Raw genomic sequence first — 12,926 nt, forward strand, 5'->3', positions numbered from 1 at the left:
AGATTTTTACGAGTAAAATAAATGAAATTCATAAAAATAAATACTTTTATTTTTCAATTTATGAGTAGTAATCTTTTATTTTTTTATTTTAAAAAATACCGTTAATCAAATATGAATACCGTTTTAGATAGATTTTATTGATGACAAAATAAACCATAAAGATTAATGAATATGATTTTTAAAAGAGAATTTAACTAAATTTACAATAGAAAAAACAGTAATCTATAAATTTTTAAAATATGGAAAATAATAACAATGCGGATCCGTCAAACGGTCAAGATAAATGCCCAGTAAGTCATGAACAGCTTCCATTAAATGAAGGTGCTACTATAGTTGAAGCAAACCATGATGGATCAGCAGGTAAATGCCCTGTGATGCATGGTGGAAATACATCATCCAAGGCAAATGTTATGGATTGGTGGCCTAATGCGCTTAATCTGGATATATTGAGTCAACATGATACTAAAACAAATCCTTTGGGGCAAGAGTTTAATTATCACGAAGAACTTAAAAAATTAGACATTGAAGCATTAAAAAAAGACATGCATGCTTTAATGACGGATAGCCAAGACTGGTGGCCTGCAGATTGGGGGCATTACGGAGGATTAATGATACGATTGTCTTGGCACTCTGCTGGATCCTATCGTATTTCTGATGGCCGCGGTGGTGGTGGTGCAGGAAATCAACGTTTTGCTCCTTTAAATTCATGGCCAGACAATGTTAGTTTAGACAAAGCTAGAAGATTGCTATGGCCTATCAAGAAAAAATACGGTAATAAAGTGAGTTGGGCCGATTTAATTGTTCTAGCGGGAACAATTGCTTACGCCGATATGGGATTAACAACTTTCGGATTTGGATTTGGACGTGAAGATATTTGGCACCCAGAAACAGATACGTATTGGGGAGCTGAAAAGGAATGGTTAGCACCAAGTGACGAACGTTATGCTAATGTAGAAGACCCTAAAACGATGGAAAACCCTTTAGCTGCCGTACAAATGGGGCTAATTTATGTAAATCCAGAAGGAGTTAATGGAAAACAAGACCCTTTGAAAACAGCTGCTCAAGTACGTGAAACGTTTAAACGTATGGCAATGAATGATGAAGAAACGGTTGCTTTAACTGCTGGTGGACATACAGTAGGTAAAACTCACGGTAACGGTGATGCCAGTATTTTAGGTGACGATCCTGAATCAGCTGGTTTAGAAGAACAAGGCTTTGGATGGCACAACCCTAATAAATCAGGAAAAGGACGTTATACGGTAACAAGCGGACTTGAAGGAGCATGGACTACAAACCCTACTAAATGGGACAATGGCTATTTTCAGATGTTATTTAATCATGAATGGCACTCTGTTAAAAGTCCTGCGGGCGCATTTCAGTGGGAACCGGTGACTATTAGAGAAGAAGATAGACCGGTAGATGTTGAGGATCCAAGTATTCGACAAAACCCAATGATGACTGATGCTGATATGGCTATGAAAGTAGATCCTATTTATAAAGAGATTTCATTAAAGTTCATGAACGACCAAGAATATTTTTCAGATACTTTTGCTCGTGCTTGGTTTAAGTTAACCCATAGAGATATGGGACCAAAAGTAAATTACTTTGGTCCAGATGTACCTCAAGAAGACTTAATTTGGCAAGATCCTATTCCAACTGGAAATAGAGACTATGATGTAGCTGCAGTAAAAAACAAAATTGCAGCAGCCGGACTATCTATTCCTGAAATGGTAAATACCGCTTGGGATAGTGCACGTACGTTCCGTGGATCTGATATGCGCGGTGGAGCAAATGGCGCTCGTATTCGTTTAGCTCCCCAAAAAGATTGGGAAGGAAATGAACCGCAACGTTTAGCCTATGTTTTATCAGTTCTTCAGCCAATAGCAGCTGAATTTGGTATTAGTATCTCTGACACCATTGTTTTAGCAGGTAATTTAGGTATAGAACAAGCTGCTAAAGCTGCTGGTATTGCCGTTACTGTTCCATTTTCAGCAGGTCGTGGAGATGCAACTGATGAAATGACAGATGCCGAATCTTTTGATTCATTAGAGCCTTTAGCTGATGGTTACCGTAACTATAGTAAAAAAGATTACATGGTGAGCTCAGAAGAATTAATGCTGGACCGCACACAATTAATGGGATTAACGGCTCCAGAAATGACGGTACTTGTGGGTGGAATGAGAATGTTGGGTACAAATTATGGCAATACAAAACATGGTGTTTTTACCAATACAATAGGGGCGTTGACTAACGATTTCTTTATCAACCTAACCGATATGGGGAATACCTGGAAACCAACAGAAAAAGGACTTTACGACATTTGCGACCGCAAAACGGGAGTAGTAAAATGGACTGCTACTCGTATGGATTTAGTATTTGGATCAAATTCTATTTTGCGTTCCTATTCTGAAGTTTATGCACAGGACGACAACAAAGAAAAATTTGTAAACGACTTTGTAAAAGCTTGGACTAAAGTAATGAATGCAGATCGTTTCGACTTGGTATAATTACATCACGTCTATTTATAATTCTAAAAGGTGGTCTGACAACAGATCACCTTTTTATTTTAAAATTATACTTACGGGCAAAGTTCCTTTGCATTCCTTGTTTTTAAGTAATTGATTTGCAGCACTTTCTTGAAACTCGGCAAAATCTTGATATACTTGTATAATTCCTATAGCTGATTTTAAATTTGGTATCACTTGCAAGGCATACGGATTTCCAAATACGTATAAAATACATTTTTTGGTTGCAAATAAGTGGTCTAATAATTTTAATACTTCATCTTCAATTCCAAAATTATCAAATGGTTTTGCCTTCGGAACAAAAAGAGCTATTAAGAGGGTGTCAAATTCTTCTAGGTTGTTTTTTAACGCAGTAATAGATTCTTTATCAGTTTTTTCGAGTGTAAATTTTTCAGACGGAATCGAATCATATAAGGCTTTAAAAAAATCATTTTTTATGCCTTTATATAAACTTAATTTGGCTAATTTTTCATTGTTTTTAGCCTCAAAAATAGTCAAGCTATTTAGGTTGTCTTTTATTTTTGTCAAACAATAATCAGCAATATTTTTGTTTAAAGCTGAGGAAACATTAAAATCAAAAACACCTTGTGGAGCAGTATTGCTATCTATAATCCCTGCTTTTTGTTTGCATTTCATTAATCGATTAAAGCTAGTTTCGATTCTTTCTGGCGAAGCATTTTTTAGGATTTCTTGAATACCTTCTGCTACATTTTCGGCAAAACACAAGATATCATTTCCAGCATTGAAAGCTTCCCATTCGAGTTGTCCTTTCGTTTCATATAATTTTGAAACACTGTGCATATTTAAAGCATCGGAAATCACTAAACCTTCATATCCTAATTGCTCCCTCAAAAGGGTTTGTATTATAGATTTTGATAAGGTTGCAGAAGTATTTTTTCCGTCATTTAAAGCTGGAACAGCCAAATGTCCAATCATAATGGAGTCAACATTATTCTCGATTCCTTTGATAAATGGATACAATTCGTTCTCCATTAATTGCTCTATTGTTTCTTCTAAAATGGGTAATCCCAAATGCGAATCGACGCTGGTGTTGCCATGACCTGGAAAATGTTTTAAACAACCTAAAACGCCAACATCATTCATTCCACGTAAATATTCATTGGCAAAAAGCGCTACTTTTTGCTTATTTTCACCAAAGGATCGATAGCCTATAACTGGATTTATCGGATTGCTATTGATGTCTGCCAAAGGGGCTAAATTATAATGAATTCCCGCTGATTTTAAATCCAGTCCAATTTGTTTTCCCACTTCGTAAACCAAATGTGCTTTTCTTTCAGGTAAAGCACCAAGTGTTATTGCATAAGGATATTGTGGTGTTTTTTCAACACGCATTGCCAATCCCCATTCTGCATCAATGCTCATCAAAAGTGGAGTAGTGGCACACTGTTGAAAACGAACAACAAGTTCTTTTAAACGTTCAAAACTAGTATCGTGGAATTCTATTTTTTTCTTTGATTCGTAGTTGGTTGCAGCACTGGCTCTACTGTGAAAAAAAGTGAGTCCACCAATATTGTGTACTTTGATTAGGCGTTCTGTTTCTTGAATATTTTCTTCAGTATCGTTGATGAAAACAGCTGGAAAAAAGAATTGACCTATTTTTTGTTCTAATGTCATTGTTTAGAAATTTATGCTTTTTTTTGGTATTAATGACGAACTGACAAAACGGATTATGCTGATTTACACTGATTAAATAAAATCTTTTTTTATCCGTTTAATTTGTGTGATCCGTGTGCTATTTTTTACATATGTGCTATTCTGCTTTCTTTCCAAATTCTTTTGGATAAATTAAAAAGAAAGATAAAATTAATCCTGGAATTGTAGCCAATAAAACCCAAATAAAGAAGTTAGCATAACCTAAATATTCTTGAATAAAGCCACTTAACATACCGGGAAGCATCATTCCTAAAGCCATAAATCCAGTAGCGATTGAATAATGAGAAGTTTTAGACTCTCCTTCGGCAACATAAATTAAAAACATCATAAAAGCAGCAAATCCAAAACCATATCCAAATTGTTCACATATAACTACGGCATATATATATAAAATGGAGTCGGGATGAAAATGAGATAATAATATAAACCCAATTATGGGTAAGTGCATGGCTAATATCATTGGTAACATCCATTTTCCAAGACCATCTTTTGATATGGCTATTCCACCTAAAATCCCACCAATTGTCAGAGCCAAGACTCCAAATGTTCCATAAACTACTCCAACGTCTTGTGTTGTTAATCCCATTCCACCAACGGATTTATCGTCAATTAAAAACGGCGTCAGCATTTTCAATAATTGTGATTCACCCAATCGAAAAAATAGAATAAATGTTAAGACTAATCCCACTTGTTTTTTTTGAAAAAATGAAATAAAAACACTTCCAAAACTCGCTTTTGGTGCATGCTCTACTTGATTTTCTATGTTTTTTGATTCGATTTTAGGAGTCGAAAAATAATTATAAATAGTAATAATAGCCATAATAAAGCCAACAATTATCATGGTATATGACCAAGCTTTGGTTTTATCGCCATATTGTTGTTCTAAGTAACCCGCTATAATTACTATTAATCCATTTCCCGTTAGTAATGAAAGGCGATAAAACGTACTTCTGATACCTAAGAAAAAGGACTGTTGCTCTTTGGCCAAAGCCAACATATAAAATCCATCGCTAGCTACATCATTCGATGCTGAGGCAAAGGCGGCTACCCAAAAAATAGACAAACTGAGTATGAAAAAATTAGACATTGGAATGGATATTCCGACTACAATAAATGCAATTGAGATTATTAATTGCATCGATAAAAACCACTTTCTTTTAGTGGAATATAAATCTATAAAAGGGCTCCATAAAGGTTTAATTACCCATGGAAGGTACAACAAGCTAGTATAAATTCCAATATCTTCATTGTTGATTCCTAGGTTTTTATACATGATTACCGAAACCGAAATTATAATAGCGTATGGTAAACCAGAGGCAAAGTTTAAAACGGGTATCCAATACCAAGGTTTAGAATCTGTACTCATTATTTTTATTTTTTATTTTTGTGATTTCTAATGGTAAATTTACAATTGTTGATGCACTTTCATTACCATAATAATCAATAAATGTTAAGGCACAATTAGTCATGTCTCCCATTTTTGTTGTTGGAATACATATTGGAGTTCCCTCAAATACTATTTTATCAACAATTTGGCTTGGGTCTTTGATGTCAATTTTGATTGTTTTTTTAGATCCATATACAACTACATATCGAACTTTAGTATTTAATGGGTTTTTGATATTAAAAATATAAAAGGTTGAATCTTTTGAAACAGAATTCATATTTGGACAATCATGTACTATTCTTATAGAAGTAGGAACGGGCAAGGGAATAGCGGGATATTTATATTGATTATCTAGTAATAATTTTGTTATGTCTAGATTTTTGTTAACGAAAGATTTAGCGCTAAAAAATGCATTTCCTTGTATGTTATCGTAGGTTCTGGTTAAATCAATTTGATTTGGAATTTCATAGGGATCATTCCATCTTTTATCAGAATCAGTTTTAATTTTATAACTACTATTTCCTATATAAATATTTGCATTTACTGAATTTTCAGACCACCATTTCATTAATTTGGAATAGGATGCTGTTTTATGATCGATACTCCAATACAATTGTGGTAAGATATAATCAATGTATTTCCCTTCCATCCAGGCCAATGGATCTGCATATAAATCATCATAATTGGTTTGGCCCGCTTGTGTGTCGGAACCTTTAGTATCAACCGATTTGTTGCGCCATACGCCAAATGGACTAATGCCAAACTGCACCCAAGGTTTACAGTTTTTAATTGTGGTATAAACGTTTTTTACAAAAGTGTTCACATTATTACGCCTCCAATTTTCTATTGAAAGACCATTGCCATATTTAAGATAGGATACTTTATCGTTAAATTCTTGACCCGTTACTCTGTACGGATAAAAATAATCATCAAAATGTATGGCATCGACGTCATAATTTTTGACAACTTCGTCAACAACGGCAATTAAATGAGTTTGAACTTCAGGCAAACCCGGATTATAATAGTATTTTTCTTTTCCTGTTTCTCCATATTTAATCATCCATTCCCGATGTTTATAAAAATCGTGCTCTGGACTCAAATTCTGAATTTTAGTATCAAAAGTGGCTCTATAAGGATTTAGCCAAGCATGAAATTCGAAACCTCTGGCGTGAGCTTGAGTTATCATCCATTCCAATGGATCAAAGTATGGGTTTGGTGCAGCGCCTTCTTTTCCAGTTAAATAGCGTGACCAAGGTGCAAGTTTGGAAGGATAAAAAGCATCACCAACACTTCTAATTTGGACAATTACGGCATTATAATTTAATTTTTTATAGGTGTCTAGTATTTCAATAAAATCTGCTTTTTGTTTTTTGATACTATCAATATTATTCTTTGGCCAGTCAATGTTTACAACAGTGGCTATCCAAATTGCTCTGAATTCATTTTTGGGATTTGCTTTTTTTTCTTGTGCACTTCCATTAAAAAAAGATAATATTGAGAAGGAAATAAGTAATATAAAAGACCTGAAATTATTCATTATTGTACTTGTTTTGTATCGTTCAAAAATAGTTTTTTTAGAGTAGTTTTCCCTATAAATTTAGATAAAATTTGACTTTAAATTATCATCAATTTCTTTGCCAAAATTTTAAAATACATTTATGATTGTTAATTAGTTTACCCTTAATTACAATTTATACTTTGAATATGATTTTGGCTTTATACAACCCCCATAAAATTACAGACCATAAAAAGATATAAAATAAAGCAAATGCCAACGATTCGTTTAATGGGTTATTAAATAATGGTGTAATAAAAGAAATATAAAAATAATCTTTGATGTTTATTTGTTCAAATGCAATTTCAGGATTTTGAATTTTAATCATATTCCAAGCTCTTGGAAAAATTCCTGACAAAAAGAATACAATCATGGGGTTTATTCCCCAAATTAAAAAAAAGCGTGTCCATTTTATATAGTTTGAAATATCAATTATATAGTATAAAATTGTTAAGCATAGCGTAGCCAAACCTGCAGTATATAAAACATAAGAACTGGTCCAGAGGGATTTGTTAATTGGAAAAAAGCTATCCCAAATTAAACCAATTATAGTTAGCGTGATGCCAATAAGAGCTGTTTTTTTTGCAATTTCAATTTTTGGGATTTTTAATTTTAATACTTTTCCAATAAACATTCCACATATACCGGAAGCTATTGCAGGTAAAGTACTTAAAATCCCTGCTGGATCCAAAGTTTTGGTAAAAGCCCGTAAATGGCCTTTTAAAATTAAATTATCTAACCAAGCAGTAAGATTAGTTCCTTTGTCAAAATTTGCCTCTCCAATTCCAGGAACAGGAACAAAAGCCAAGAGCAACCAATACGCTACTAAAATAATTCCTATAACCAGAATCTGTGTTCTTAGTTTCGTTTTTAAATATAAAATGGAAGTAAAGAAATATACAATTCCAATTCGCTGTAAGACACCAGGAATCCTTACGTCTTTATATTCTCGAATAGGGCTGTATGCCAGGAAAAGTAAAATTGTGAAAACCCCAAATACTAAATAGGTTTTAATTTTTAAACTGAATTTTCCCAAAAGGGCATAGGCAACACCTAAAGTAATACTCAATCTGACAGCTAATAAGGAACAATCTTTCAACCCAAATAATTCAATTCTACTAAAATAATTTAAGAACAAACCTAAACAAACGATGCGCAAAGAACGGACTAAAATTTTATTAAAGACAATGCTATCAAATTGTTTGTTTGGTATTGCAAAAGGAATTGCTGTTCCCATTATGAAAATAAAAAAAGGAAACACTAAATCAGTAGGAGTACATCCGTTCCATTTAGAATGCTCTAATGGAGGGTAAATGTGATCCCAACTTCCAGGATTGTTAACGATGGTCATCAAAAGTATTGTAAATCCGCGGAATACATCCAGCGAAATTAAACGCTCTTTTTTCATTTTTGTATGTTTTAATTGTAAGGTTTATATATCGCTTTACAATTGTATTTTAATTACTTCTCAAATTTATATTTTAACTATAGTGTATTCTTAAAACGTTTTATTCGATGGAAATTTTTGAAAATTTCGATTTCGGTATTTGAACATGCAATGTCTCTATTAAAATTGAAATGACCAAAATTAACTCAGAAATACATCCAGAAGTTGAGCTTTCTTTTCAAATTCTTTTTTTAGAACTTATTCTTCTCTGAAATCTTTCTGAAAAGAAATCACAGGTAGCAAATTATGAAATGTTTTTTTAGAAAAATAAAGTTGATTTCCATAATTTCATTTTGCAAAAAACAACTTCATTATTTTGGTTACCTCTATTGCGTAAGAAAATAATCCTGCAAGACCAGAAACACCACTTCCCAATGCTGTTACTTAATCATTTAGATTCCTCTAAAATTATTGATAACAAGAATAAATATCGATTTCTATTAGAGCAAAAGTATTTTGTCTAAATTTTAAAATTAAAGGATGATTCAGTGTGAAAACGTATCAGACTATTGAATAGTTAAAACGTTTTAATTTTAAAAGGAGTCTTTAAAATCCTAAAAGTTGAATTGTACGTGTTAAAATAAAAAATAAGTGTATTATTATTTATATCATAAAGTTTTAAAGCACTATATATTTATATTTGTCACTATTAATTTATAGTACCAACAAAATTATCATTATGGCATCATCAAATTTGTTTAGAAAAAAGACGGTTGAGGATATTTTAAAACAAGTAGCAAAAAATGAGAGAGATGGACATAATGCATTAGGGAAACATTTAACTGCACGAGATTTAACTGCTTTTGGTATAGCAGCAATTGTTGGAGCCGGAATATTCAGTACCATTGGAAAAGCAAGTTCAGATGGTGGTCCTGCAGTAATATTTTTATTTTTGTTTACTGCCTTAGCGTGTAGTTTTGCAGCATTTGCTTATGCCGAATTTGCCTCTATGGTTCCAGTTTCTGGGAGTGCTTATACCTATTCTTATGTGGCTTTTGGAGAGTTAATAGCTTGGATTATTGGTTGGGCTTTGATAATGGAATATGCAATTGGTAATATAACTGTTGCTATTTCGTGGAGTGATTATTTTACGGGATTGCTCGAAAGTGGAGGTATACACTTACCCCAGTGGGTACAAATGGATTATTTGACAGCATCAAATGGTTTTAAAGATGCAACTGCTTTGATGCAAGGTGGAAAATCTTTCGAAAATTTAAATGCAGGTTTGCAATCAGCTTATACTGCTTGGACTACTTCTCCAACATTGGCTGGTTTTCATTTTGTTGCTGATTTACCAGCTTTACTGATAATTATATTAATTACGGCATTAGTTTACCGCGGTATGAAGGAATCCCGAAACGCAAGTAATATGATGGTTGTCGTTAAATTGTGTATTGTACTTTTGGTTATTGCAGTTGGTGTGTTTTATGTAGATACTGCCAATTGGCATCCATTTGCTCCAAATGGAGTGAGCGGAGTTTTAAAAGGAGTCTCGGCTGTTTTCTTTGCCTATATTGGCTTTGATGCCATATCAACCACTGCCGAAGAATGTAAAAATCCGCAACGTGATTTGCCAAGAGGAATGATGTGGGCGATAATAATTTGTACTGTTTTATACATTGCAATTGCATTAGTCCTTACCGGAATGGTTAATTATACTGACTTAAATGTTGGAGATCCTTTGGCATTTGTATTTAATAAATTAAATTTAAAATGGATGTCTGGTATTATTGCCGTGAGTGCAGTTATTGCCATGGCCAGTGTTTTATTGGTTTTTCAAATGGGACAACCTAGAATTTGGATGAGCATGAGCCGCGATGGATTATTACCTAAAAAGTTTTCGACGATTCATCCAAAATTCAAAACACCTTCTTATGCAACCGTAGTTACTGGGTTTGTAGTTGCTGTTCCAGCATTATTTTTAAATTTAACAATGGTTACTGATTTGTGTAGTATTGGGACTTTATTTGCCTTTGTTTTAGTTTGCGCTGGTGTTTTGGTTTTACAAAATAAAAAAGACATTCCCCGTGGAAAATTCAAAACACCGTATGTCAATTCTAAATATGTAATGCCTGTTTTGATTGTTATAGGACTTGTTTTTGCCTTTGGTTACAACCAAAAAGCCACTATGGGTTTTTTGGCCAATGAAATGCAAATTAACACACCAGAAATTATTGTTACATCCTTAAATAAAGAAAAATCTAAAGAAGTATTTGAATTTATTGCTACAAATTATGCTAATCAAAAAGTAGCCTCAGACGATTTAGAAGTAGTTCTTAGTGGTTTTAAATTGGACGATGTTCAATACAAAACGGTTGTAGATTCATTGCCTATAGATAACTCATTAAAATATGAAAGTGGTTTTAGTTTGTTTAAACATAAAATTCCAATGTGGATTTTCTTAATTGTTTTGCTTGGGTTGACAGTGTGGTCTAACAGACAAAATTTATCTCTAATTCCATTGTTGGGTTTAATTAGTTGCTTGTATATGATGGCTGAATTAAGCATTTGGAATTGGATCTATTTCACGATTTGGTTGCTTATTGGACTTGTTATTTATTTTAGCTTTAGTCGAAAAAACAGCAAATTAAATTTTCAAGAGGTATAGTGTACGGTATATTTGGAGACAATAAAAAAAAACGAATGAAAAATTTACCGAAAGGAAGTCCTAAATTAATAAATGCTTGGGCATTTTATGACTGGGCAAATTCCGTTTATTCATTAGTAATCGCTACAGCTGTATTTCCTATCTATTACGATTCAGTAACAAGCGGAAACAAAGGAATGGTGAATTTTCTAGGAACTTCATTTATAAACAGTACTTTGTTATCGTATTCCTTATCTTTTTCTTTTTTAATAGTTGCTTCTTTGTCGCCAATATTATCAGGGATTGCTGATTACTCGGGAAACAAAAAACGATTTATGCAGTTTTTCTGTTACTTGGGGTCTATCTCCGTAATGAGTATGTTTTTCTTTAAAGGACAAGATACTTTATGGATTGGAATAGTTTCAACTGTTCTTGCAAGTATTGGTTTTTGGGGAAGTATTGTTTTTTACAATTCCTATTTACCTGAAATAGCTTTTCCGGAACAACACGATAGAGTAAGTGCAAAAGGATTTATGCTTGGATATACAGGTTCGATACTTTTATTGACTTTTAATTTAACAATGGTAATGAAACCAGAATGGTATGGGATTTCAGATCCAACTTTACCAGCCAGAATTTCATTTTTATCCGTTGGAATTTGGTGGATGGGATTTGCGCAAGTAACATTTCATTTTTTGCCTAATAATGTATTCAATAAAAATCCAAGAAAAAATTTTATTTTTAAGGGCTTAAGAGAATTAAAATTGGTGTTTGAAAATTTAAAAAATCAACCAAAACTAAAACAATTTTTAACGGCATTTTTTTTATACAGTATTGGTGTTCAAACCATAATTTTATTGTTGGGAATTTATGTCAAAATCGAATTAGGAATTGAGACCAGCAAACTCATTATTATCATATTGCTAATAAATTTGGTTGCTATTTTTGGAGCCTATGTATTTTCCAGAATTTCTGAAAATATTGGAAATATCAAAACTTTAAAAATCACAATTGCCATCTGGGGATTTATTTGTTTTTGCATATTTTTGATTGATAAACATAGTGAATATATCGATTTACAGGTTTACTTACTTGGCGGATCGATAGGGATGGTACTTGGTGCAATACAATCTTTGTCACGTTCAACCTATTCGAAATTATTACCAGAAACCGAAGACCATGCCCTGAAAAAATTGCCATTGTTTTTGGAACATTTATTTTTGGTCTTGTGGGTTCAATAACGAATTCTATGCGGAATTCTATTTTAATTCTGGCCATCTTTTTTTTACTTGGCTACATAATGTTAAGTTTTATGAAGAAATCAGAGTCTATAAAATAGCATAAATTTAAAAAAAAAACATAAGTATTTGATTATTAGTTATATTATATAATTATTTTTGTTTTATTACAAATTAAGCTATATTATATTTATACGTATTATTCTAAAAAAATAAATAGTGGATATGCAAATAAAAACCGCACTATTAGTTAAGCAACATTTTTAAAAATATTTTGCTGTTTCCAGAATTCTTCGATTGTTTTATATTCTAAAGCGGAATGCCTTCTTTTTCTGTTGTACCAGATTTCAATAAATTCAAATAAATCGAGTCCCATTTGCTCTTTAGATATAAGCTTATTGCCATAAATCTGTTCCGTTTTCAAAGTCTTAAAAAAGCTCTCAGCCACTGCATTGTCCCAACAATTTCCTTTACGGCTCATGCTTCTTGTGATCAGTTTATAGGATTCTAGTA

Annotated in this window: 7 protein-coding genes and 1 pseudogene; 3 read left to right on the forward strand and 5 right to left on the reverse strand. The window is 32.7% G+C overall.

What is annotated here, in order from left to right:
• The first annotated feature begins 239 nt into the window (after positions 1-239).
• On the forward strand, positions 240-2,507 hold the full coding sequence (katG, locus tag E0F76_RS15070; RefSeq protein ID WP_132007896.1) for a catalase/peroxidase HPI: 2,268 nt from the start codon (positions 240-242) through the stop codon (positions 2,505-2,507).
• Positions 2,508-2,561: 54 nt separating this feature from the next.
• On the opposite strand, the gene E0F76_RS15075 is transcribed toward katG, so the two are convergent.
• From E0F76_RS15075 to E0F76_RS15090, 4 genes are all read right to left on the reverse strand, one after another.
• Positions 2,562-4,160, reverse strand: coding sequence for a glycoside hydrolase family 3 protein (locus E0F76_RS15075; protein WP_132007898.1), 1,599 nt, complete (start codon positions 4,158-4,160; stop codon positions 2,562-2,564).
• Positions 4,161-4,296: 136 nt separating this feature from the next.
• Positions 4,297-5,565 carry an MFS transporter gene (locus tag E0F76_RS15080; protein ID WP_132007901.1) on the reverse strand — a complete coding sequence of 423 codons (1,269 nt, stop codon included), beginning with the start codon at positions 5,563-5,565 and terminating at the stop codon, positions 4,297-4,299.
• On the reverse strand, positions 5,549-7,123 hold the full coding sequence (locus E0F76_RS15085; protein ID WP_132007903.1) for a glycoside hydrolase family 10 protein: 1,575 nt from the start codon (positions 7,121-7,123) through the stop codon (positions 5,549-5,551). The genes E0F76_RS15080 and E0F76_RS15085 overlap by 17 nt, the downstream gene beginning before the upstream one ends.
• 154 nt (positions 7,124-7,277) lie before the next feature.
• On the reverse strand, positions 7,278-8,549 hold the full coding sequence (locus E0F76_RS15090; protein WP_132007906.1) for an acyltransferase family protein: 1,272 nt from the start codon (positions 8,547-8,549) through the stop codon (positions 7,278-7,280).
• Positions 8,550-9,267: 718 nt separating this feature from the next.
• Here E0F76_RS15090 and E0F76_RS15095 point away from each other — a divergent pair.
• Together E0F76_RS15095 and E0F76_RS15100 are read left to right on the forward strand one after the other, a co-directional pair.
• Positions 9,268-11,196 (forward strand): amino acid permease, encoded by a 1,929-nt coding sequence (locus tag E0F76_RS15095; protein ID WP_132007909.1) that lies wholly within the window; start codon positions 9,268-9,270, stop codon positions 11,194-11,196.
• 35 nt (positions 11,197-11,231) lie between these two features.
• Positions 11,232-12,514: pseudogene (locus tag E0F76_RS15100) on the forward strand (MFS transporter).
• Positions 12,515-12,663: 149 nt separating this feature from the next.
• On the opposite strand, the gene E0F76_RS15105 reads toward E0F76_RS15100, so the two are convergent.
• A partial coding sequence (locus E0F76_RS15105) for an integrase core domain-containing protein (protein ID WP_220398932.1) occupies positions 12,664-12,926 on the reverse strand: 263 nt, incomplete at its 5' end.

The sequence above is a fragment of the Flavobacterium cellulosilyticum genome, assembly GCF_004349355.1.
Lineage (GTDB): Bacteria > Bacteroidota > Bacteroidia > Flavobacteriales > Flavobacteriaceae > Flavobacterium > Flavobacterium cellulosilyticum.